The organism is Microbacterium sp. LjRoot205 (genome assembly GCF_056175745.1).
Map to the genome: position 1 here is coordinate 614,878 of NZ_JBGFFH010000001.1, position 22,423 is coordinate 637,300.

Below are 22,423 nucleotides of genomic sequence, written 5' to 3' on the forward strand. Positions count from 1 at the left end.
CCGGCGAGTCCAACCGCCTCGTGGCGGGACATGGCCCGGTGGCGCCCGGGGATGCCGCGTCGTAGCATCCCAATGGAATCGTTCGATGACGAGGAGGCCGTCCATGACGCAGCACACGCTCGAGCTTCCGGAGGTCGACCTCGTCTACGACGTGCACGGGCCGCTCCCGACTGCGGATGGTCGTCCTCCGCTGATGATGATCGGTCAGCCGATGGACGCGACCGGATTCCAGGCCCAGGTGGCGCTGTTCGGCGATCGCACCGTGGTGACCTACGACCCGCGTGGCATGGGCCGCAGTACGCGCAAGGACGGCGGTGTCACGAACGACCCGGAGACCCAGGCTGAGGATGTCCACGCGATCATCGAGGCGCTCGGTGTCGGCAGCGTCGACATGCTCGCGAGCAGCGGCGGCGCCGTGAGTGCGCTCGCCCTGGTCACGGCGCACCCGCACGACGTCGCGACCCTGGTCGCTCACGAGCCGCCGATCGACAGCGTGCTGCCGGATGCCGAGGCGGTCCACCGCGCCCGCATCGCCTACACGCAGGTGTATCAGGACAAGGGGTGGGGCGCAGGGATGGCGGCGTTCATCGCGATGACCTCGTGGGAGGGCGAGGTCACCGACGAGTACCTCGCGCAGCCGGCGCCGGACCCCGCGGCGTTCGGGATGGCGACCGAGGACGACGGCAAGCGGGACGACCCGTTGCTGTCGGAACTCTCGTGGGCGGTGCCCCTCTATGTGCCGGACATCGAGGCGCTGAAGGCCGCGCCTACGCGGATCGTCGTTGCCGTCGGGGAGGAGTCGCTGAAGGTCTACACCGGCCGCACCGCGATCGCCTGCTGGCCGAGCAGCTCGGCCAGCAGGCGACGGTGTTCCCCAGTCACCACGGCGGCTTCATGGGCGGAGAGTTCGGCTACGCCGGTCAGCCCGAGGCCTTCGCCGCCAAGCTCCGCGAGGTGCTCGACCGATCGTAGAGGTGAGAACGGCGCCTAGGCGCTCTCGCGCACCACGAGCTCGGTGTCGAGGATGACCGAGCGGGGCGATGCTCCGGCGATGACCTCGAGCAGCACGGCGACCATCTGAGCGCTGATCTGATCCCAGGGTTGACGCATGGTCGTGATCGGAGGCTCGTGGGTGGCGGCGAGGCCCGAGTCGTCGAACCCGGCGATCGCGATGTCCTCCGGCACGCGGCGTCCGGCACGGCGGGCGGCGGCGATCGCTCCGGCGGCCATCCGGTCGGATGCTGCGAACACGGCGTCGACGTCGTGCGCGAGCATCCTCGTCATCGCGGCCTGCCCTGATTCGTACGAGTAGTCGCCCACCTCGACCAGCGTCTCGTCGAACTGCTCGCCGAGCTCTTCGCGGAAGCCGACCAGGCGGTAGCGCCCGCCGGGGGTGTCGTCGGGTCCCGTGATCATGCCGATGCGGCGGTGGCCCTGCGCCACGAGGTGCGCGGCCATCGTGCGGGCCGAGGCGACCTCGTCGACCGAGATCGTCGAGAGCTCGCGTTCGTGCCCGAGGGGCAGACCGCAGCAGACGGTGGGGATGCCGACCTCGATCAGCTGGTCGAGCAGCGGGTCGGACTCATGCGATGAGATCAGCATGACGCCGTCGACATGACCGGCGCTGAGGAACTGGGCGACGCTCTCGCGCTCGGCGGGCGTTCCGGCGACGAGCAGCACCAGTGTCATCGCCCGCTGCGCGAGGGCTTCGGCCGCTCCGCGCAGCAGCAGTGCGAAGGTCGGGTCGTCGAACAGCAGCTGCTGCGGCTCGGTCAGCAGAAACGCCAGTGAACCGGCGCGGCCCGTCGCGAGACTTCGCGCGTGATGGTTCGCCGTGTAGCCGGTGGCGAGGATCGCCTCTTCGACGGCCTGCCTGGCATCGGGGGACACCCAGTGCCCGCCGTTGATCACACGCGAGACCGTGCTGCGGGACACCCCCGCCTGCGCCGCGATCTGGCGGATCGTCGGCTTGCGCTTCGCGCTGACATCACTCATCGCCTGTGACTCTACCCACAGCATCCCGTCGAGCGGTAGTCCAACCTGGGACCGGTCTCAGTTCGGTAACGGCAGTTGTGATCGACAGCGGACCTGGGGTAGAACTGAGACCGGTCCCAGTCACTCTCATGAGTCAGGCTGAGACCGGTCCCAGTCGAATGAGCGACAGCACGCCGGGACCCGCACCACGACCACACCGACCCGATGGAGTGCCGATGACCTCGCCCCACGCCTGGCCTGAGCTGCGCGGAATCGCCTATGGCGGCGACTACAACCCCGAGCAGTGGTCGCCCGAGACGTGGCGCGAAGACGTCATCCTGATGCGCGAGGCCGGAGTCAACCTGGTGAGCGTCGGCATCTTCTCGTGGGCGCTCATCGAAGTCGCCGAGGGCGAGTTCGACTTCGCCTGGCTCGACGAGCTGCTCGACCTGCTGCACGCGAACGACATCAAGGTCGACCTGGGCACGCCCACGGCATCCCCGCCGGCGTGGTTCTTCGCGAACCACCCCGACGCCCACGTGATCGACCGCGAGGGACGCACGATGGGCTTCGGCTCGCGCGGCATGGCCTCGCACTCGTCACCGGCCTACCGCGAGGCGATCGTGCGGATCGCGGATGCTCTCGCGGCTCGCTATGCGCAGCATCCGGCCGTCGTGCTGTGGCACGTGCACAACGAGTACGGCGTTCCCGTCGGTGAGGACTACTCGCCGAACGCGGTCGCCGCCTTCAGGCTCTGGCTCCAGGAGAAGTACGGCTCGCTCGATGCGCTGAACAGCGCGTGGGGCACCGCCTTCTGGGGTCAGCACTACTCGGCGTGGGAGCACGTCGGTGCGCCCGCCATCGCCCCGAGCGTCGTGAACCCGGCTCAGCGCCTCGACTTCGCGCGCTTCACGGATCACCAGCTGCGTGCGTGCTTCATTGCCGAGCGCGACGCGATCCGCGCGCACGCCGATCAGCCGGTCACGACGAACTTCATGGCGAACCAGAGCTGGACCACAGACCTGTGGGCCTGGGGCCGCGAGGTCGACATCGTCTCTGACGACCACTACCTGTGGGCCGCCGACGAGGACGCGCACATCGGGCTCGCCATCGCAGCCGACCTCAGCCGGTCGGTTGGGGGCGGCAAGCCGTGGATCCTCATGGAGCACTCGACCTCGGCCGTGAACTGGCAGCCGCGCAACATCGCCAAGCGTCGCGGCGAGATGCAGCGCAACTCCTTCACGCACCTCGGCCGCGGAGCCGACGGCATCCTGTTCTTCCAGTGGCGCGCAGGCCGCTCGGGCGCCGAGAAGTTCCACTCCGCGATGCTGCCGCACGCCGGCACCGAGTCGCGGGTCTTCCGGGAGGTCGTCGATCTGGGTGCCGCGCTCGGCCGCCTCGACGAGGTGCAGGGAAGCACGGTGAAAGCCGACGTCGCGATCCTCTGGGACTTCGAATCGTTCTGGGCACAGGACCTCGAATGGCGCCCCTCCGAAGATGTCACGCACGCCGCCCAGGTTCGCCGCTTCTACGAGCAGCTGTGGCGTGACGGCATCACGGTCGATTTCGCCCTGCCGGGCCAGGACCTCTCGGGCTACCGCCTGGTGGTCGCTCCGGCGCAGTACCTGTTGAGCACCGCGGATGCCGCGAACCTCACCTCGTATGTCCGCGACGGCGGCACGTTGCTCGTGTCGTTCTTCTCAGCCATCGTCGACGAGAACGACGCCGTGCACGCCGGTGGCTTCGTCGCCCCGCTGCGTGAGGCGCTCGGGCTCACGGTCGAGGAGTTCCTGCCGCTGCGCGAGGGCGAGAGCCACGGACTCGACTGGGTCGATCACGACGGCATCATCGCCGACGTCTGGCAGGAGGACATCGCGCTCGAAGGAGCCGAGGTCATCGCGAACTTCTCGGGCGGACCCGGTGAGGGCGAGCCCGCGATCACGCGTCACCGTCACGGGGCGGGCACCGGCTGGTACGTCGGCACCCGGCTGGATGCGGCGGGAATGCGCGCGCTCCTGCACGAGGTCTACGCGGATGCCGACGTCACCCCGTCGGGTGTCGCCGAGGGCCTCGAGGTCATCACCCGTCACGGCGGCGACTCGGTCTACCGCATCGCCGTGAACCACCGTGATGACGACGTCGAGCTCGAAGCCGCAGGCGTCGAGCTCCTCAGCGGCGCCGAGATCTCGGGCGTCCTGACGATCGCGGCGGGCGGGGTCGCCGTCATCCGCACCTCCCACTGACAGCACGATCCGCACGACCCGCATCACCCTGCACCACCACGAACCACACAGCAATACCCACCCCGGTCGCGATGACGCGCAGCGCATCGTCGGCCACGACAGATAGGAAAACGCATGCGCAAGCACATCGGAGTCGGCGCACTCGCTCTGGCCGCGGCCGTGGTCCTCGCGGGCTGCTCCGCCGGCGCACCCGAAGGCGGCGGCGACGACGCCGCATCCGGCGACGGCGCTGAACTCGTCATCTGGACGGATGCCGAGCGCGAAGCCGCGATCACCGCAGCCGCCGAGGCGTTCGAAGAGGAGACCGGAGCCAAGGTCACCCTCGTGCAGAAGAACTTCGAGGACCTCCGCAACGACTTCATCGCGCAGGTCCCGACCGGCGAGGGACCCGACATCACGGTCGGCGCGCACGACTGGCTCGGCGCGCTCGTCGCGGCCGGTGTCGTCGACACGATCGACCTCGGCGACAAGGCGTCGGAGTTCGAGCAGGTCGCCCTCGACGCCATGACCTACGACGGCCAGCTGTATGCGATGCCGTACTCGCTCGAGACCATCGCCCTCGTGCAGAACGTCGACCTCGTCGGCGCAGAGGCCCCGGCCACCTGGGACGACATGATCGCCAAGGGCGTCGCGGCGGGCACCGAGCGTCCGTTCGTCATCAACACCGGCGGCGAGACCGGCGACGGATACACGATGTACGGACTGCAGACCTCGTTCGGCGCCCCCGTCTTCGTGCAGGACGACACCGGCTCGTACACGAGCGAGGTCGGCATGGGCGGAGCACCCGGCGAGGCGTTCGCCAGCTGGCTCGGGGCCAACGGCTCGAGCGGCACCGGCTACATCTCGACCACCGTCGACTACGACATCAACAACGAGCTGTTCGCGTCGGGCAAGGCCCCGTACACGATCCAGGGCCCGTGGGCCATCAGCGCGTTCGACGGAATCAACGTCGCCGTGAACCCGATCCCCTCTGCGGGCGGCGAGCCCGCAGCCCCGTTCGTCGGCGTGCAGGGCTTCTACCTCTCGAGCAAGAGCAAGAACGCCCTTCTCGCCCAGGAGTTCCTCGTGAACTACCTCGGCACCGAAGACGCGCAGCGTGCCCTCTACGAGGCCGACCCCCGCATCCCCGCGTGGTCGACGCTCGCCGACGAGGTCTCGTCCGACCCGATCACCGCCGGCTTCGTGGCCTCCGCCCAGAGCGGCGTGCCGATGCCGTCGATCCCCGAGATGGGTTCTGTCTGGGATCTCTGGAACGCCGCGCAGGCGCAGATCATCAACGGCGCCGACCCCGTGTCGACGTGGAACACCATGGTCGCCGACCTCGAGACGACTCTCGCGGGTTGACCCGACTTGTGGGGCGTTTCGTCTCGGTCGCTTCGCTCCCTCGCTCAACGAACATTCCCGGTCGTTGAGCGAGCGGAGCGAGACGAAACGCCCCGCCAGACAGGACTGATGACATGACGATCCAGGCACCACCGGCCGAGGCCCCCACCCCCGTGGTGAAGCCCTCGCGCGAATCCCACGCCCGTCGCTTCCGCGGCCTCGGCTGGGGCTTCCTCATCAAGCTCGCCCTGATGGCGTTGGTCAACGCCTTCGGCATCATGACCGCGATCTCGGCCTGGAGTGCCGAGTCGTGGATCGTTCTCGGCGTCGTCGTGCTGCTGGTCATCATCGCCGACTGGGTGTACTTCACCCGCAAGGCGCTGCCGCTGAAATACCTGCTCCCCGGGCTGATCTTCCTGCTCGTCTTCCAGGTCTTCATCTTCGGCTACACGGCGTACATCGCCTTCACGAACTACGGCACCGGTCACGTCGGCACGCAGGCGCAGGCGGTCGAGGCCGCGCTGATCCAGGGCGAGCGTCGCATCGAGGGCTCGTCGGACTACCCGCTCTCGATCGTGCAGCGCGGCGACGAGCTCGGGTTCGCGATCGTCGACGACGACGGCGACGTGCAGGTCGGATCCGCGACCGAACCGCTGACCACCGCATCCGATGCCGAGATCGGCACCACCGGCGCCCCGAGCGAGGTGCCCGGGTGGGAGGTCGTCCCGCGGGCGACCGTGCTGACCGATCCGACACTCGGAGCGACGATCAAGGACCTCAGGGTGCCGGTCTCGGACGACCCGAACGACGGTTCGATCCGCACCCGAGAGGGCTCGACCGGCTCGGTCTACGAACCGACGCTGGTGTGGGATGCCGAGGCGCAGACGATCACCGACACGCAGTCGGGCACGGTCTACACGGCCACGGATCTCGGTGCGTTCGTGGCTGAAGACGGCACGGCGCTGCCGACGGGGTGGTCGGTGAACGTCGGGTTCGCCAACTTCCTCAAGCTCTTCACGGATGCGAACCTCGCGGGCACCCTGTTGAGCGTCACGGTCTGGACCTTCGCGTTCGCGATCCTGTCGGTCGTGCTGAGCTTCGCCGTCGGACTCGGCCTCGCGATCGTCTACAACGACCCGCGCGTCAAGGGTCGCCGGTTCCTGCGGGCGCTGTTCATCCTTCCCTACGCGTTCCCCGCGTTCATGGCCGCGCTGCTGTTCCGCGGCATGTTCAACGCCGAGTTCGGCGTGATCAACGACCTGTTCTTCTTCGGCTCGCAGATCAACTGGCTCGGCGACCCGTGGCTCACCCGAGCCGCGGTGATCTTCGTGAACGTGTGGCTGAGCTACCCGTACTGGTTCCTCGTGTGCACGGGCGCGCTGCAGTCGCTGCCGGGCGAGACGCTCGAAGCGGCCGAGATCGACGGTGCGAACAAGCTGCAGCGCTTCCGCGCGATCGTGCTGCCGCTGCTGCTCGTGTCGACCGCCCCCCTGCTGATCGCCTCGTTCGCCGTCGCGTTCAACAACTTCACCGTGATCTACACCTTCAACAACGGCGGGCCGGCCATCGCCGGCGCTCCGTACGCACTGGGCTCGACCGACATCCTCGTCTCGGCCATCTACGACGTCTCGGGCGTCTCGGGTGGTGCGGCCGACTACGGCCTCGCGAGCGCGCTGTCGATCATCGCCTTCATCGTGGTCGGTCTCATCTCAGCGCTGAGCTTCCGACAGACCCGCAAGCTCGAGGAGTACCAGTGATGAGTGAGACAAGAGTCATCGTGACCGGTTCAACGAAAGAAGCGGATGCCGCGCGCGCAGGCGCTCGACGGCGTCGGTGGTGGGGCGAGGTCGGATGGAAGTACATCCTGGCCGCAGGCGTGCTGTTCTTCGCCGCGTTCCCGCTCGTCTACGTGCTGTCGGCGTCGCTCAACCCGAACGGCAGCCTTGCGGCATCCAGCGCTCTGTTCAGTGCGCTCGATCCCGCGAACTACATCGCCCTCGGCGAATCGCGCTACTGGGTGTGGTTCGGCAACACCCTGCTGATCGGCGGTGTGACCGCGGTGGGCTCGGTGCTGATGGGAGCCTGCGGCGCCTATGCGTTCTCGCGCTTCCGCTTCAGCGGGCGACGCGCGAGCCTCACCACCCTGCTCGTGCTGCAGATGTTCCCGCAGGCGCTGGCGTTCATCGCCATCTTCCTGATGCTGCAGACCCTCGGCGACGTGGTCCCTGCTCTCGGCATCAACTCGAAGATCGCCCTGATCTGCGTCTACCTCGGCGGCGCACTCGGCGCGAACACGTTCCTGATGTACGGCTTCTTCAACACGATTCCCGTCGAGATCGACGAGTCCGCGAAGATCGACGGCGCCAGCCACGCGCAGATCTTCTGGCGGCTCATCATGCCGCTGGTCGTGCCGATCCTCGCGGTCGTCGCCCTGCTCGCGTTCCTCGCGGCGTTCGGCGACTTCATCCTGTCGAAGATCATCCTCACCTCCGAGGACAACTGGACCCTCGCCGTCGGCATGTACCAGTGGGTCTCGAACCAGCTGACCTCGCGCTGGGGGCTCTTCGCCGCCGGTGTCGTCGTCGCCGCCGTGCCCGTGCTCGCACTGTTCTTCTCGCTGCAGAAGTACATCGTCGGCGGGCTCACCCAGGGATCCGTCAAGGGCTGATCCTCTCTTCCGCACCGCTCGAAAGGCCGTCATGCACCGTCGCACGCGTTCCCTTCTCTCCACCGCCCTGGCCACGGTCACCGCCGTCGCCCTGATCGGCGTCGCGCTGCCGGCGTCGGCCGCGCCATCCCCGGCATCCGTGCCGGCTGCTGTCGCCGCCATCGAACCGGTGGATGCCGGCATCACCGTCCCTCGAGTCGAGAACCTGCCCGACGACTTCATCGGCGGCGTCGACGTGTCGTCGGTGCTGTCTCTCGAAGAGTCGGGCGTCGTGTTCCGAGACTCCGACGGCACGCCGGGCGATCTGTTCGAGATCCTCGCCGACGCCGGGGTCACCGACGTGCGGGTGCGCGTGTGGAACGACCCGTTCGACGCGAACGGCAACGGCTACGGCGGCGGCGACGTCGACGTCGATCGTGCGATCGAGATCGCGCAGCGCGCGACGGATGCCGGACTCGGCGTGCTCGTCGACTTCCACTACTCCGACTTCTGGGCAGACCCCGCCAAGCAGCAGGTGCCCAAGGCCTGGGAGGGGATGACGGCTGACCAGGTCGCCGCCGAGGTCGGCACCTTCACCCGTGATGCCGTGCGACGACTGGTGGATGCGGGCGTCGACCTGCGCATGGTGCAGGTGGGCAACGAGACCAACGGCGGCGTCGCCGGGGTGCGCGGCTGGGACGACATGGCGAAGGTGTTCTCGGCAGGCTCTGCCGCCGTGCGCGCCGAAGCGCCCGACACCCTCGTCGCCGTGCACTTCACCAACCCCGAGCGGGCCGGCTTCTATGCCGACGTCGCAGCCCAGCTCGACCGCCGCGACGTCGACTACGACGTGTTCGCGTCGTCGTACTACCCGTTCTGGCACGGCACCCCCGAGAACCTCACGGCGGTGCTCTCGCACGTCGCCGAGACGTACGGCAAGAAGGTCATGGTCGCCGAGACCTCGTGGGCGTTCACGCTCGACGACGGAGACGGCCACGGCAATGTGGTCGACCTGCCGTCCGAGGCGACGCAGTATCCGGTGAGCGTGCAGGGTCAGGCCGATGCGGTGCGCGCGGTCGTGCAGGCGGTCGCCGACGTCGGCGAGGCCGGCATCGGCGTCTACTACTGGGAGCCCGCGTGGCTTCCGGTGGGGCCGCCGTCGCAGCTCGAGCAGAACAAGGTGCTCTGGGAGCGCGACGGCTCGGGGTGGGCGTCGAGCTTCGCGGGCGAGTACGAGCCCCATGATGCGGGCCAGTGGTTCGGCGGATCCGCGTGGGACAACCAGGCGCTGTTCGGGTTCGACGGCAGGGCATCCGATGCGCTGAACATCTTCTCCTACGTGCGCACCGGAGCCCAGGCCCCTCGCGCTGTCGAGTCGGTGCAGCCCGTGGCGCTGCAGCTGGTCGAGGGCGATGCGGTCGAGCTGCCCGGCGAAGTGTCCGTGCTCTACAACGACGGCTCGTCGGAGCAGCAGACCGTCACCTGGTCGACCGGCGCGGAGTACATCGAGGGCGTCGGCGAGTATGCGATCGCGGGCGTGACGGAAGCGGGACTCGCGGCCTCCGCCACAGTGTCGGTCGCGGCGCGCAACTATCTGCGCAACCCTGGATTCGAGGATGCGGACACGAGCATGTGGAGCGCGACCGGGTCGGGCCTCACCCTGCGAGCATGGGATGACCCTCGGAGCGGCACCCATTCGGCGCACTTCTACGCGGCATCCGGATACTCGTTCGAGCTGTCGCAGACCGTGAGCGGGCTGCCCGCAGGGTCGTACGTCGCTCGGGCATCGCTGCAGGGCGACGGTGAAGGCTCGGACGGGCGGGCTTCGCTGTCGCTCTCGTCGTCTGCAGCGGGCCCCGCTGCGGCCTTCGGGTTCGACGGCTGGCGGGTGTGGTCGACGCCGACGACCGAGGCGCTGCAGGTGGGTGCCGAGGGCACGGCGACCGTGCGGATCTCCGCGGCGCTGCCGGCGGGGGCGTGGGGCACGATCGACGATCTCGAGCTCGTGCGCGAACCGATGCCCGGTGCCGACACCACGCAGCTGCGGGATCGGCGCGACGCGGCTGCGGCTCTCGACCTGACGACGTATGTCGAGTCGTCGACGACCGCCATGCCCGGTGCGATCGCGCGTGCCGACATCGTGCTCGCAGCGACCAGCCCGAGTGAGGATGCCGTGGCAGGAGCCGTGGCGACGCTCGATGACGCCGTCGACGCACTCGTGCGGAAGGACTCGGCGACGGCCGCCCCGGCTCGCGGAGTGCTGTCGCACGACAACGGCCATGACACCGGGCTGCTCGACGGCGACTTCACGCTCACCATGAATCTGTGGTGGGGGCAGAACGCCACCAAGCTGCGAGTCTTCGAGAACGGCGTGCTGATCGAGACGGTGCCGCTGACATTCGGAGGCACCGGTGCGCAGACGGCACAGGTCGCCGTGACCGGCAAGGCGAACGGCAGCTACGTCTACACCGGCGAACTGGTCAACTCGCGAGGCGTGACGGCGGTGAAGCCCGTGACGGTGAAGGTGAAGGATGCGGCTCCCGGCACACCCGTGCTGTCGGCCGACAACTGGGACGGCGACGGGTCGTACACGCTCACCGCCGACATGTGGTGGGGCACGAACGCGACCTCGTACCGCCTGTACGAAGACGGTGTGCTGATCTCCGAGGGCGACATGGTCGCGAACAGCCCCGCCGCGCAGCGTGTGACGGTGCCGGTGTCGGGGCGGTCGGTGGGAAAGCACACCTACCGTGTGGAGTTCGTGAACGCCGCGGGCAGTACCGAGAGCAAGACGCTCACGGTGACGGTCAAGCGCTGACGGCATCCGGCTGCGTCCTGAATCCGTGGTCGGGTCAGCACCGGATGCTTCTGTTCGTTGAGCGAGCGGAGCGAGACGAAACGCGGTGAGGACACCGGAGCGTTGAGCCCCTGCATCCTCACCGCGTTTCGTCTCGTCGCTGCGCTCCTCGCTCAACGAACGGAAGGGTGCGTCACTTGCTGAGGAAGTCCTTCAGCGCGGCGTTGACCTCGTCGGCGTGGGTCCAGAGCAGGCCGTGCGGGGCGCCCTCGACCTCGACGTAGGTCGCCGCGGGCACTGCCTGGTGGAACCGGCGGGCGGTGGCGTCGATCGGCAGGATGTTGTCCTTGGTGCCGTGGAGGATCAGCGTGGGCTTGCCGGCATCGCGCACCGCATCCACGTCGCCGCGGAAGTCCTCGATCCACGACGAGACCACGGCGTAGGCGGCGACAGGAGCGCTGCCGATCGCGACGTTCCAGCTGCCGGTGACAGCCTCCTGGCTGATGCGCGAACCGAGGTTCTCGTCGAGGTTGTAGAAGTTCTTGTAGAAGTCGGTGAACCAGGCGAAGCGGTCGCCCTTGGCTGCGGCCTCGATGCCGTCGAACACATCCTGCGGCACGCCCTCGGGGTTGTCATCGCGCTGCACGAGGAACGGTTCGAGCGAGGCGAGGAACGCGAGCTTGGCGACGCGGTCGTGGCCATACGTGGCGACGTAGCGGGCGAGCTCGCCGGTGCCCATCGAGAAGCCGACGAGCACGACGTCGCGCAGGTCGAGGGTCTCGAGCACCGTGTTGAGGTCGGCGGCGAAGGTGTCGTAGTCGTATCCGGTGCCGACCTTCGACGACTGACCGAATCCGCGGCGGTCGTAGGTGATGACGCGGTAGCCCTGAGCGAGGAGCTCGCGGGTCTGGCGCTCCCAGCTGTGTCCGTCGAGCGGGTAACCGTGGATCAGGACGACGGGCTGGCCCGATCCCTGGTCTTCGTAGTAGAGCTCGATCGGGGTGCTGTTCTCGTTTCCGACGGTGATGTAACCCATGATCCTGGTCCTTTTCGATCCTGTGAGAACGGTCGTTCTCGGCTGATGTTGTCCACTGTAGAGAACGCTCGTTCTCATGTCAAGTACACTGAGGATATGACGGAGCAAACGGTGCGTGAACAGATCCTTGCGGCGGCGGACGAGCTCTACTACCGCAAGGGATACGCGGCTGTCGGCATGGACGAGCTGAGGGCCGCGGCCGGCGTGTCGCTGCGCCGCCTCTATGCGCTGTTCCCGTCGAAGACCGACATCGTCACGGCTGTCCTCGCCCGCAAGCACGGGGAATGGGAGTCGGGACTCACGGGGGCGGTGGCGGATGCCGGGGCTGACCCGCGCGACAGACTGCTCGCCGTCTACGGGTATCTCGAGGACTGGTTCTGCACCGACGACTTCCGCGGCTGCGCCTTCATCAACGCGTTCGGCGAGCTCGGCGGCACGAACCCCGAGGTGGCCAAGATCGTCCGTGACCACAAGGCCTCCTTCCAGGCGTATATGGCGGGGCTCGTGGTCGCGGCCGGGGCGCCGGCATCGCTCGCCGCGCAGCTGTCGATCCTCGCGGAGGGGGCCCAGAGCACAGCCGCCATCGCGGCCGATCCGCAGGTCGCCGTGCAGGCGCGCAATGCGGCCGAGGTGCTGATCGACGCCGCCGTCGCCGCCTGACCGCGGCGCACTCGAGGGATTTAGCTAGCCTGGCTAGCCTTCTCGGATGTCGGTGTCAAGGCTGGTGTGTTCCCGCGCTCACGCGCGTATGGTGCGAGCATGGAATCCCGGACGCAGGACATCGCCCGCCAGTCGATCATCATCGCCTCGGCCACGTTCATGCTGATAGCCGCGGCTGTGGGGTCCGGCGCCTTCGGTGGCACCTCGGTCAGCGAGCTGCAAGACGGAGCGCTCTCGGCGCAGGGGTCGTATCTCGCCCCGGCCGGCCCCGCCTTCTCGATCTGGTCGCTGATCTACCTCGGCCTCATCGCCTACACGGTGTGGCAGGCGCTTCCGCCGCAGCGGGCGGATGAACGTCAGCGCGCGGTCGGCGGATGGATCGCCGCATCGATGATCCTGAACGGGCTCTGGCTCGTGACGGCGCAGTTCCTGTCTCTTCCGCTGACGGTGCTCGTGATCGCACTGCTGCTCGCCACCCTCGCCCGTGTCATCGTGATCCTCGGCCGCAGCCGTGCCCGGACCTGGCCCGAGCGCATCGTGGTCGACGGCGCGAACGGCCTGCACTTCGGCTGGGTCACCATCGCGACCGTGGCCAACACGACGGCGTGGTTCACGCAGATCGCCCCGGCAGCGTGGGCAGACAAGGCTGAGATCTGGGCGGTCGCCGTGCTCGCCGTCGTGCTCGTGATCGGAGTGGCCAGCGCGCTCGTCACTCGACGCATCGCCCCCGCTCTCGCGACCGCCTGGGGCCTCGGCTGGCTGGCAGTCGGCCGCCTGACCGGCGAACCCGAGAGCACCGTCACCGCCATCGCCGCGATCATCGTCGCGATCGTCCTCGTCGCCGCAGGCGTCTGGGGAGTGCTGCGCCGCCCGCGCGCCGACATCGCGCTCTGATTCAGCGCTCGGTCGCGAATAGCCTGTTCTCATGAGTACGGATCAGCTGAGCTTTCACACCACGATCGGTGTCGAGGTCAAGGGCGAGACGTGGAGTTGCGTCGAGATACCCGGCTCCGCCGAGTTCTTCGGAACCGGGAAGACGGTCAGGGTCGACGCCCTGATAGACGATGTGAAGCTCGAGAACGTCGGCGCGATGGTGACCGGTACGGGTGGACACATGGTGTCGCTGAACGCGAAGGCGCGGAAGTCGCTGGGCAAGGACATCGGTGACACCGTCGAGGTCACCATCATGAAGCGTTGATCACGCACACCGTTCACAATTCAGCACGAACTGCGGCCGAACGCCCTGAACCCGTCTATTCCGCCGGCCGCCGCAAGTTCATGCTGAGTTGTGTACCGGGCATGACGAGAACGGCAGACCTGGGTCAGAGGACGAGCCGGTAACCCATCCCCGACTCGGTGAGCAGGTGTGCCGGCGCGCTCGGTTCGGCCTCGAGCTTCTTGCGCAGCTGCGACATGTACAGCCGCAGGTAGCCGGAGTCGGAGACCTGCTCGCTGCCCCAGATCTCCTTCAGCAGATCCTGCCGAGTCACCAGGGCGCCCGGATGCCGGGCGAGATGCTCGAGCATGCGCCACTCGGTGGGCGTGAGATGAACCCGCGTGCCCGCCCTGGTGACGGTCTTCGTCGCGAGGTCGACCACGACGTCGCCGAATCCGACGGTCGACTCGCCGCCGGCCGGCACCGACCGGCGAGACAGCGCCCTCAGCCGCGCGAGCAGCTCGTCGACCTGGAACGGCTTGGTGACGAAGTCGTCGGCTCCGGCATCCAACGCCTCGACCTTGTCCGCTGATCCGGTGCGGCCGGAGACGACGATGATCGGCACGGTCGTCCAGCCGCGCAGCGCCTGGATCACCTCGATGCCGTCGAGCCGCGGCATGCCGAGGTCGAGCATGATGATGTCGGGGTGCGTCTGCGCGGCGGCGGCCACGGCAGCGGCACCGTCAGCGGCCACGACCACCTCGTAGCCGTGGGCGGCGAGGGTGATGCGCAGCGCCCGCACCATCTGCGGGTCGTCATCGGCGATGAGGAGCTTCACTCCGTCTCCTCCTGCGTGAGATCGGGCTCTCCTGCCAGCGGCAGCGAGATGACCATGGTGAGTCCACCGCCGGGGGTGTCCTCGGGTGTCAGGGTACCGCCCATTCCCTCGGCGAATCCGCGCGACAGCGCGAGGCCGAGGCCGAGACCGGTGGTGTTGTCGGTGTCGCCGAGGCGCTGGAACGGCTGGAAGATGCGGTCGCGATTCTCTGCCGGCACGCCTTTGCCCCGGTCGATGACGCGGATCTCGGCGCGCTCGCCGAGGGTGCTCGTCGACATGATCACCCGACTGTCGGCGGGCGAGTGGCGGTGCGCGTTCGCGATCACGTTCACCAGCACTCGCTGCAGCAGCACCGGATCGGCCGACACCGCCGGCAGGTCGGCGTCCAATGCCAGCTCCACGTCGTCGGGGCCGAGGCCGAGTTCATCGACCGCCGCCAGCACGGGACCCGCGACATCGAGTCGCATGCTCGAGACGGCGAGCACTCCCGCCTGCACGCGGCTGACGTCGAGCAGATCCGTGACCAGCGACGACAGGGTGGCGAGGCTCTCATCCGCCGTGGCGAGCAGTTCTTCCCGATCGGATGCCGACAGTCTGTGCGCCCCGCGGAGTCCGCCGATCGCGGCGACGGCCGAGGCGAGTGGTCGGCGAAGGTCGTGGCTCACCGCCGAGAGCAGCGCACTGCGCACCTGGTCGGTCTCGGCGAGAGCGGCGACCTCGCGCGCTGTGGCACGCAGGTCGGTGTGCTCGATCGCCGCCGCGAGCTGGGCGACGATCGCATCGAGCAGTCGCCGGGCGGGGGTGTCGAGGGGCTCGCCGTGCAGCTCGAGCACGGCGGGAGACGATCCGCCCGCGCCGACCGGAATCGAGGTGGCCCGACCGTCGGGCACGGGTTCGCCGTCGCTCGCCAGCACCTCGCCCTCGGCGGTGAGCAGGCGCACACCGGTGAGGCCGAAGGCCTCGCGCGTGCGACTGACCATCGCGAGCACGGCGTTGTCTCCACGGAGCACGTTGCCGGCGACCGCGGCGAGGAGTTCGGCCTCGGCGGCGGCGCGCTGGGCCGTGCGGGCTCGCCGTGCGGCCTGGTCGACGATGATGCTGACGAGGATCGCGATGATCACATAGAGCGCGAGGGCGAGCACGTGCAGCGGATGCGCGATCGTGATGGTGAAGATCGGCGAGACGAACAGGAAGTCCAGTGTGATGCCCGAGAGCACCGCCGCGAAGACGGCCGGTCGCAGCCCGCCCACGAGCGCGACGATCACGACGAGCAGCTGGAAGGCCAACACCTCGACCGTGATCGACTCGGGACTGCGGAAGGCGAACATCGCCCACGAGAGCAGTGGTCCGACGATGAGCGCGATCACGAAGCCGAGCAGCTGGCGTCGCCAGCCGAGCGCGCCGCCGGTGATGCGGGGGAGCGCAGCGCGCCCGCCCGCGGCGGCGTGCGTCACGATGTGCACGTCGATATCGCCCGAGCGGCGGATGACCTCCGACCCGATCCCGGGTCCGGTGAGCGCGGCCGCGAGGCGACCGCGTCGGCTGACGCCGATCACGAGCTGCGTGGCGTCGGCGCCGTGCGCGAACTCGACGAGCGTGCCGGGGATGTCGTCGCCGATGATCTGGTGAAAGCTGCCGCCGAGCGACTCGACGAGCGAGCGCTGGGCGGCCAATGCCCCCGGGGTCTCGTCGCGGAGGCCGTCTTGCGCGGCGATGTGCACTGCGAGCAGCTCGCCACCGGCCGAGCGGGCGGCGATGCGGGCCCCTCGACGCAGCAGCGTCTCGCCCTCGGGGCCACCGGTGAGGGCGACGACCACGCGCTCGCGCGCCTGCCAGGTGCCCTCGATGCCGTGGTCGGCGCGGTAGCTGCGCAGCGCACTGTCGACCTCGTCGGCGAGCCACAGCAGCGCGAGTTCGCGCAGCGCCGTCAGGTTTCCGAGGCGGAAGTAGTTCGACAGCGCCGCGTCGATCCGCTCGGCCGGGTAGACGAGGCCCGCCGAGAGTCGATCGCGCAGCGACTGCGGCGCCAAGTCGACGACCTCGATCTCGTCGGCGGCGCGCACCACGGCATCCGGGATCGTCTCCTGCTGAGCGATGCCCGTGATCTTCTCGACCACGGCGTTCAGCGACTCGATGTGCTGCACGTTCACGGTCGTGACGACGTCGATGCCCGCGTCGAGCAGCGCGTCGACGTCCTGCCAGCGCTTCGCGTTCTGCGAACCGGGGGTGTTGGTGTGGGCGAGCTCGTCGACCAGAGCGATCTCGGGGTGCCGGGCGAGAACCGCCTGCAGGTCCATCTCGCTCAGCGGCACGCCTCGGTGCAGATCGGTGCGGCGAGGCACCTCGGGGATGCCGATGGTCTGCGCCGCCGTCGCCGCGCGGTCGTGCGTCTCGACGATCGCGATCACGACGTCTCGGCCCTCGTCGAGCAGTCGGCGGCCTTCGACGAGCATCTCGAAGGTCTTGCCGACACCGGGGGCTGCGCCGAGCAGCACGCGGAGTCGGCCGCGCCGCGGCATCCGCTCTGCCGTCATCAGCCCTCCTGCTCATCGAGCGCGAGATTGAGTTCGGCGACGTTGATGCGTTCTTCGCCGAGGAATCCCAGATCCCGCCCTTGAATCCTAGACTCCACGAGGTCGCGCACCTGCTGTTCGGGCAGGCCGCGCTCCTCGGCCACCCGTGGCACCTGCAGCAGGGCGTAGGCGACGCTGATGTGCGGGTCGAGGCCCGAGCCCGATGCCGTCACTGCGTCGGCCGGAACGGCGTCGGGACTCACTCCTTCGCGCTCCGCGATGGCCGCCTGACGCTCGCCGATCGCCGTGACGAGGTCGGGGTTCTCGGGCCCCAGGTTGCTGCCGCTCGAGCCCGCTCCGTCGTACCCGTCACCGGCGGCAGACGGACGCGACTGGAAGTACTCGGGAAGCGCCTCGCCGTCGGCATCCGTGAAGGACTGCCCGATCAGCGAGCTGCCCTTGTCGTCTGCGAGCGGCGAGCCGTTCGCCTGGAACGGCATCAGCAGCTGGCCGATGCCGGTGACCACCAGCGTGTAGCCGACGCCGAGCACGAGGGTGAGCACGAGCATCGCGCGGATGGCGACGCCGGTGGTGCGGGCCACGGTGCGGGAGGAGGACATGAGATGCCTTTCAAAGAAGTCGGTCGTTGAGCGAGGAGCGGGTGACCTCGCCCGGTCGTTGAGCGAGGAGCGAAGCCCCGAGACGAAACGCGGTGAGTCGCGCTCAGAAGCCGGGGATGAGGGTGATCACGAGGTCGATCAGCTTGATGCCGATGAACGGTGCGATCACGCCGCCGAGGCCGTAGACCAGCAGATTGCGCTGCAGGATCTGCGAGGCGCTCGCCGGGCGATACTTCACTCCTCGGAGCGCCAGCGGGATCAGGAACACGATCACGATGGCGTTGAAGATGATCGCGCTGGTCACGGCGGATGCCGGCGAGTGCAGCTGCATGATGTTGAGCGCCGCGAGGCCGGGGAAGACGCCCATGAACATCGCCGGGATGATGGCGAAGTACTTGGCGATGTCGTTCGCGAGCGAGAACGTCGTGAGCGCTCCGCGGGTGATGAGCAGCTGCTTGCCGATGCGCACGATGTCGATGAGCTTCGTGGGATCGGAGTCGAGGTCGACCATGTTGCCGGCCTCCTTCGCCGCCGACGTGCCGGTGTTCATCGCGACGCCGACGTCGGCCTGGGCGAGCGCCGGGGCGTCGTTCGTGCCGTCGCCTGTCATCGCGACGAGGCGGCCGCCCTCCTGCTCGCGCTTGATCAGTTCGAGCTTCTGCTCGGGAGTCGCCTCGGCGAGGAAGTCGTCGACCCCTGCCTCCTTCGCGATCGCGGCGGCGGTCAGCGGGTTGTCGCCCGTGATCATGACGGTGCGGATGCCCATGCTGCGGAGCTCTTCGAACCGCTCGCGCAGGCCGTCTTTCACGATGTCCTTGAGGTGCACGACGCCGAGCACCTCGCCGTCGGTCGCTGCCGCGTCTTCGCTCAACGACCGAGAGCCGCACAGCGACCGGGGCGTGGCGTTGTCAGCCATCCGCACGGCGACGACCAAGGGGGTGCCGCCGCTCGACGCGACGCCGTCGGTCAGGGTGGTGAGCTCGGCATTCGAGTCGAGTCCGAGCCAGGCGCTGATCGCCGAGCCTGCACCCTTGCGGATCTGCGTGCCGTCGGGCAGGTCGAGGCCGGACATGCGGGTCTGCGCGGTGAACGGCACGACGACGGCTCCGACCGGCTCCTCGACCTGGATGCCGTGAGACGCGGCCAACGCGACGATCGACGCGCCCTCGGGCGTGGGGTCGGCGAGGGATGCGAGGGCGGCGACGCGCAGCAGCTCCTCGGGGTCGACCCCCGCGAGCGGCAGCACCTCGTGGGCCTGTCGGTTGCCGTAGGTGATGGTGCCGGTCTTGTCGAGCAGCAGGGTGGTGACGTCTCCCGCGGCTTCGACCGCGCGTCCCGACATGGCGAGCACGTTGCGCTGCACGAGGCGGTCCATGCCGGCGATGCCGATGGCCGAGAGCAGGGCGCCGATCGTCGTGGGGATCAGGCACACGAGCAGGGCGATCAGCACCGGGATGCTGACGGGCGAGGCCGCGTACGACGCGATCGGGTTGAGCGCCAGCACCACGACGACGAACACGATCGACAGGCTCGCGAGCAGGATGTTCAGCGCGATCTCGTTGGGGGTGCGCTGACGGCTCGCGCCCTCGACCAGGGCGATCATGCGGTCGACGAACGTCTCGCCGGGCTTCGAGGTGATGCGCACGACGATGCGATCAGACAGCACCCGTGTGCCGCCGGTGACGGCGCTGCGGTCTCCGCCGGATTCGCGGATGACCGGCGCGCTCTCGCCGGTGATCGCCGACTCGTCGACGGTCGCGATGCCCGCGACGATGTCGCCGTCTCCGGGGATCAGCTCTCCCGCCGCGACGATCACGATGTCGTCGCGCTGGAGCTCGGCCGACGAGACGTCGACGGTTTCGGAGCGCTCTGCCGTGGCATCCGCACCGGCGTCGTGCCGGACGACCTTGCGTGCCATGGTGCTGGTCCGGGTCTTGCGCAGGCTCGCAGCCTGGGCCTTGCCGCGGCCCTCGGCCACCGACTCGGCGACGTTGGCGAACAGCACGGTGAGCCACAGCCAGATGGCGATGCCCCAGGTGAACGGCGCGCGCACCGGGGTTCCGCCCGAGTCGGCGGGGCCTCCGAGGAAGGGCTCGGCGATCGCGAGCACGGTGGTGAACGCGGCGCCGACCCAGACGAGCAGCATCACGGGGTTGCGCACGAGCGAGGCGGGGTTGAGCTTGCGCAGCGCGCCCGGCAGGGCCTGGGTCAGCTGCGCCCAGCCGAACGCGCGGGGCGGTTCGGTCGAGGCGGATGCCGCGGCATCCTGCTGTTCCGACGGCGTCTCGGAGGGGGTGGTGATGAGGGTCATGTCAGACGAGTCCTTCAGCGAGGGGTCCCAGTGCGAGCACGGGGAAGTAGGTGAGTGCCGTGATGATGACTGTGACGGCCGAGAGGAGGCCGACGAACTGCGGTCGGTGCGTGGGCAGCGTTCCGGTGTTCTCCGGCACGCGCTGCTGCGCGGCGAACGATCCGGCGAGGGCCAGCACGAGCACGATCGGCAGGAAGCGGCCGAGCAGCATCGCGATGCCGAGTGCGGTGTTGAACCACGGGGTGTTCGCGGTGAGGCCGGCGAAGGCCGAGCCGTTGTTGTTCGACGCCGAGGTGAAGGCGTAGAGCACCTCGCTCATGCCGTGCACGCCGGGGTTGAGGATGCTGGTCGCCTCGACGTCCGCCCGGATTCCCGGGATCGCGAAGCTCAGCGCCGTGCCGACCAGCACGAGGGTGGGCGTCACGAGGATGTAGAGGCTCGCGAGCTTGATCTCCTTCGGGCCGATGCGCTTGCCGAGGTACTCGGGGGTGCGGCCGACGAGCAGTCCGCCGACGAACACCGCGATGATCGCGAGCACGAGCATGCCGTAGAGACCCGATCCGACGCCGCCGGGGGCGACCTCGCCGAGCATCATGTTGAGCATCGGCATCATGCCGCCGAGTGCCGTGTACGAGTCGTGCATCGAGTTGACCGCGCCGGTCGACGTCAGGGTGCTGGCGCTGCCGAAGAGCGTGGATCCGAGGATGCCGAAGCGCGCCTCCTTGCCCTCCATGGCCGCCCCTGCGAGTTCGGGAGCGCTGCCGCGGCCGGCGAGCTCGAGTGCCGAGAGGGCGAAGGTCGAGATCAGGAAGATCGTTCCCATCACGGCGGCGATCGCGTAGCCCTGGCGGTTGTCGTCGATCATGCGGCCGAACGTGCGGGGGAGTGCGAACGGGATCACCAGGATCAGCAGGATCTGCAGCAGGTTGGTCCAGCCCGTCGGATTCTCGAACGGGTGCGCCGAGTTGGCGTTGAAGAAGCCACCGCCGTTGGTGCCGAGCAGCTTGATGGCCTCCTGCGAGGCGACCGGTCCGCCGGGGATGGTCTGCGTGCCCCCGGAGACGGTGGTCACGTCGGTGAAGCCGGCGAAGTTCTGCACCACGCCGCCCGCGATCAGGGCGATCGCGCCGATCAGGGCGATCGGCAGCAGGATGCGGCCGAGCCCGCGGATCAGGTCGACCCAGAAGTTGCCGATCGTGGTCGAGCCGCGGCGGGCCAGGCCGCGGGTCAGTGCGACGGCGACGGCCAGGCCGACGGCGGCCGAGACGAAGTTCTGCACTGTGAGGCCCGCGAGCTGCACGGTGTAGCCCATCGTCTGCTCGGGCGAGTACGACTGCCAGTTGGTGTTCGCGACGAAAGACGCGGCGGTGTTGAACGCCAGGCCCTCGGGCACGGCCGGGAGTCCGAGCGACTCGGGCAGGAAGCCCTGCAGACGCTGCAGCCCGTAGACGAGCAGCAGGCCGACGACCGAGAACGCGAGGACGCTGCGGGCGTAGGCACGCCACGTCTGCTCGGATGCCGGGTCGACGCCGATCAGACGGTAGATGCCCCGCTCGGCCTTCAGATCACGAGGGGTGCTGAAGACGTGCGCCATGTAGTCGCCGACGGGGCGGTAGAGCAGCACGAGGGCGACGATCAGGACGGCGGCCTGGAGAACGCCGAACCAGAGTTCGGCGTTCATCGAAGAGCCGGCGCCCATCAGAACTTCTCCGGGGCGACGAGAGCCACCACGAGGTAGACGACGGCGGCCACGGCGAGGGCGGCGGCGATGATCTCGAAGACGATCACAGTCGTTCCACCCCCTTCGCGACCAGGGAGACGAGGGCGAACAGCGCGAGAGTCAGCGCGATGTAGATGATGTCGAGCACGAGACTCGATATAACTCCCGTGCGGACCGGCATATGGCGATCCTCACGCTTTGCCTACGGGGGCGTGCGGGATGCATGCGAGTTGCTCACGTTCCGAGGTCGTGTGGACTTTTTCGCGCCTCGATGTCGCATCCCGCCGTCGTCGTTCGTGGTGCAGGTAGGAGGCGACCGTTTCGGGTGGTCTCGCAGATGAGAGGCACGGTGACGACGTGTACAACGATCCGATGATGGCGAGTGTTCTCTACCGGCTGGAGGCAGAGGAGGCAGAGCAGGCCATCGAGCGGCGCCGCGTCGCCCTCGAGCATCCCGGCATGATCAGGCGGCCGTCGCTGTGGGCTCGCGCTCGCCGCGTCTGGACGGGCGGCCCTTCTCGCCGACGCCGTGAGCGGCAATGATCGTGGTGACGGCTGGTTCGCTGCAGATCCTGCTGGTTCGAC

Annotated in this window: 18 protein-coding genes; 10 read left to right on the forward strand and 8 right to left on the reverse strand. The window is 68.7% G+C overall.

Translation table 11 applies throughout. From position 1 onward, the window contains the following. The first annotated feature begins 103 nt into the window (after positions 1 to 103). Entirely contained in the window at positions 104 to 991 is an 888-nt protein-coding gene (locus tag AC04ME_RS03085; protein WP_475433534.1) for an alpha/beta fold hydrolase, read from the forward strand. Here the strand turns inward: AC04ME_RS03085 and AC04ME_RS03090 are convergent. Then, complete coding sequence (locus tag AC04ME_RS03090; RefSeq protein WP_475433536.1) at positions 988 to 1,995, reverse strand: LacI family DNA-binding transcriptional regulator; 1,008 nt, start codon at positions 1,993 to 1,995, stop codon at positions 988 to 990. The two genes, AC04ME_RS03085 and AC04ME_RS03090, sit on opposite strands and share 4 nt — an antisense overlap. 215 nt (positions 1,996 to 2,210) lie before the next feature. Here AC04ME_RS03090 and AC04ME_RS03095 point away from each other — a divergent pair, with 215 nt between their 5' ends. From AC04ME_RS03095 to AC04ME_RS03115, 5 genes are all read left to right on the forward strand, one after another. Continuing rightward, positions 2,211 to 4,217 carry a beta-galactosidase gene (locus AC04ME_RS03095; protein ID WP_475433538.1) on the forward strand — a complete coding sequence of 669 codons (2,007 nt, stop codon included), beginning with the start codon at positions 2,211 to 2,213 and terminating at the stop codon, positions 4,215 to 4,217. Positions 4,218 to 4,331: 114 nt separating this feature from the next. Further along, a complete protein-coding gene (locus AC04ME_RS03100) occupies positions 4,332 to 5,561 on the forward strand; it encodes a sugar ABC transporter substrate-binding protein (protein ID WP_475433540.1) in 1,230 nt (409 codons plus the stop codon). 113 nt (positions 5,562 to 5,674) lie between these two features. After that, positions 5,675 to 7,297: an ABC transporter permease subunit gene (locus AC04ME_RS03105; protein WP_309693260.1), complete on the forward strand. Its 1,623-nt coding sequence runs from the start codon at positions 5,675 to 5,677 to the stop codon at positions 7,295 to 7,297. Continuing rightward, positions 7,297 to 8,208: a sugar ABC transporter permease gene (locus AC04ME_RS03110; protein WP_475433542.1), complete on the forward strand. Its 912-nt coding sequence runs from the start codon at positions 7,297 to 7,299 to the stop codon at positions 8,206 to 8,208. Before AC04ME_RS03105 ends, AC04ME_RS03110 begins: the two co-directional genes overlap by 1 nt. Before the next feature lie 31 nt (positions 8,209 to 8,239). Then, entirely contained in the window at positions 8,240 to 11,005 is a 2,766-nt protein-coding gene (locus tag AC04ME_RS03115; protein ID WP_475433543.1) for a glycosyl hydrolase 53 family protein, read from the forward strand. Between the two features lie 172 nt (positions 11,006 to 11,177). Here the strand turns inward: AC04ME_RS03115 and AC04ME_RS03120 are convergent, their stop codons facing one another. After that, positions 11,178 to 12,020 (reverse strand): alpha/beta fold hydrolase, encoded by an 843-nt coding sequence (locus AC04ME_RS03120; RefSeq protein WP_042538169.1) that lies wholly within the window; start codon positions 12,018 to 12,020, stop codon positions 11,178 to 11,180. A 96-nt stretch (positions 12,021 to 12,116) separates the two neighbouring features. Here AC04ME_RS03120 and AC04ME_RS03125 point away from each other — a divergent pair, with 96 nt between their 5' ends. From AC04ME_RS03125 to AC04ME_RS03135, 3 genes are all read left to right on the forward strand, one after another. Then, positions 12,117 to 12,680 carry a TetR/AcrR family transcriptional regulator gene (locus AC04ME_RS03125; RefSeq protein ID WP_042538167.1) on the forward strand — a complete coding sequence of 188 codons (564 nt, stop codon included), beginning with the start codon at positions 12,117 to 12,119 and terminating at the stop codon, positions 12,678 to 12,680. Between the two features lie 99 nt (positions 12,681 to 12,779). Beyond that, positions 12,780 to 13,574, forward strand: coding sequence for a tryptophan-rich sensory protein (locus AC04ME_RS03130; protein WP_475433545.1), 795 nt, complete (start codon positions 12,780 to 12,782; stop codon positions 13,572 to 13,574). 31 nt (positions 13,575 to 13,605) lie between these two features. After that, positions 13,606 to 13,878, forward strand: coding sequence for a DUF1905 domain-containing protein (locus tag AC04ME_RS03135; protein ID WP_042538163.1), 273 nt, complete (start codon positions 13,606 to 13,608; stop codon positions 13,876 to 13,878). 124 nt (positions 13,879 to 14,002) lie between these two features. On the opposite strand, the gene AC04ME_RS03140 is transcribed toward AC04ME_RS03135, so the two are convergent. The 6 genes from AC04ME_RS03140 to AC04ME_RS03165 all read right to left on the reverse strand — a co-directional run bounded on the left by AC04ME_RS03140 (position 14,003) and on the right by AC04ME_RS03165 (position 21,906). Then, complete coding sequence (locus tag AC04ME_RS03140) at positions 14,003 to 14,674, reverse strand: response regulator (protein WP_042538161.1); 672 nt, start codon at positions 14,672 to 14,674, stop codon at positions 14,003 to 14,005. Further along, on the reverse strand, positions 14,671 to 17,193 hold the full coding sequence (locus tag AC04ME_RS03145) for an ATP-binding protein (RefSeq protein WP_475433992.1): 2,523 nt from the start codon (positions 17,191 to 17,193) through the stop codon (positions 14,671 to 14,673). The genes AC04ME_RS03140 and AC04ME_RS03145 overlap by 4 nt, the downstream gene beginning before the upstream one ends. A gap of 14 nt (positions 17,194 to 17,207) precedes the next feature. After that, the gene (gene kdpC, locus AC04ME_RS03150; protein ID WP_042538159.1) at positions 17,208 to 17,807 is read right to left on the reverse strand and encodes a potassium-transporting ATPase subunit KdpC; all 600 of its coding nucleotides are present in this window, start codon (positions 17,805 to 17,807) and stop codon (positions 17,208 to 17,210) included. Positions 17,808 to 17,910: 103 nt separating this feature from the next. Next, entirely contained in the window at positions 17,911 to 20,118 is a 2,208-nt protein-coding gene (gene kdpB / locus AC04ME_RS03155) for a potassium-transporting ATPase subunit KdpB (RefSeq protein ID WP_475433547.1), read from the reverse strand. A 1-nt stretch (position 20,119) separates the two neighbouring features. Next, positions 20,120 to 21,799 (reverse strand): potassium-transporting ATPase subunit KdpA, encoded by a 1,680-nt coding sequence (gene kdpA / locus AC04ME_RS03160; protein ID WP_079113886.1) that lies wholly within the window; start codon positions 21,797 to 21,799, stop codon positions 20,120 to 20,122. A gap of 17 nt (positions 21,800 to 21,816) precedes the next feature. Next, entirely contained in the window at positions 21,817 to 21,906 is a 90-nt protein-coding gene (locus tag AC04ME_RS03165; RefSeq protein WP_056276367.1) for a potassium-transporting ATPase subunit F, read from the reverse strand. A 289-nt stretch (positions 21,907 to 22,195) separates the two neighbouring features. Here AC04ME_RS03165 and AC04ME_RS03170 point away from each other — a divergent pair, with 289 nt between their 5' ends. Further along, the gene (locus tag AC04ME_RS03170) at positions 22,196 to 22,381 is read left to right on the forward strand and encodes a hypothetical protein (protein WP_079112101.1); all 186 of its coding nucleotides are present in this window, start codon (positions 22,196 to 22,198) and stop codon (positions 22,379 to 22,381) included. Positions 22,382 to 22,423 lie beyond the last annotated feature (42 nt).

Bases quoted from the DNA above. Each gene is read 5' to 3' on its own strand.
- AC04ME_RS03115 (WP_475433543.1), top strand. From the start codon at position 8,240: ATGCACCGTCGCACGCGTTCCCTTCTCTCCACCGCCCTGGCCACGGTC.
- kdpA (WP_079113886.1), bottom strand. From the start codon at position 21,799: ATGAACGCCGAACTCTGGTTCGGCGTTCTCCAGGCCGCCGTCCTGATC.
- AC04ME_RS03135 (WP_042538163.1), top strand. From the start codon at position 13,606: ATGAGTACGGATCAGCTGAGCTTTCACACCACGATCGGTGTCGAGGTC.
- AC04ME_RS03090 (WP_475433536.1), bottom strand. From the start codon at position 1,995: ATGAGTGATGTCAGCGCGAAGCGCAAGCCGACGATCCGCCAGATCGCG.
- AC04ME_RS03145 (WP_475433992.1), bottom strand. From the start codon at position 17,193: ATGCCGCGGCGCGGCCGACTCCGCGTGCTGCTCGGCGCAGCCCCCGGT.
- AC04ME_RS03120 (WP_042538169.1), bottom strand. From the start codon at position 12,020: ATGGGTTACATCACCGTCGGAAACGAGAACAGCACCCCGATCGAGCTC.
- AC04ME_RS03130 (WP_475433545.1), top strand. From the start codon at position 12,780: ATGGAATCCCGGACGCAGGACATCGCCCGCCAGTCGATCATCATCGCC.
- AC04ME_RS03105 (WP_309693260.1), top strand. From the start codon at position 5,675: ATGACGATCCAGGCACCACCGGCCGAGGCCCCCACCCCCGTGGTGAAG.
- AC04ME_RS03100 (WP_475433540.1), top strand. From the start codon at position 4,332: ATGCGCAAGCACATCGGAGTCGGCGCACTCGCTCTGGCCGCGGCCGTG.
- AC04ME_RS03125 (WP_042538167.1), top strand. From the start codon at position 12,117: ATGACGGAGCAAACGGTGCGTGAACAGATCCTTGCGGCGGCGGACGAG.
- AC04ME_RS03095 (WP_475433538.1), top strand. From the start codon at position 2,211: ATGACCTCGCCCCACGCCTGGCCTGAGCTGCGCGGAATCGCCTATGGC.
- AC04ME_RS03110 (WP_475433542.1), top strand. From the start codon at position 7,297: ATGAGTGAGACAAGAGTCATCGTGACCGGTTCAACGAAAGAAGCGGAT.
- kdpC (WP_042538159.1), bottom strand. From the start codon at position 17,807: ATGTCCTCCTCCCGCACCGTGGCCCGCACCACCGGCGTCGCCATCCGC.
- AC04ME_RS03085 (WP_475433534.1), top strand. From the start codon at position 104: ATGACGCAGCACACGCTCGAGCTTCCGGAGGTCGACCTCGTCTACGAC.
- kdpB (WP_475433547.1), bottom strand. From the start codon at position 20,118: ATGACCCTCATCACCACCCCCTCCGAGACGCCGTCGGAACAGCAGGAT.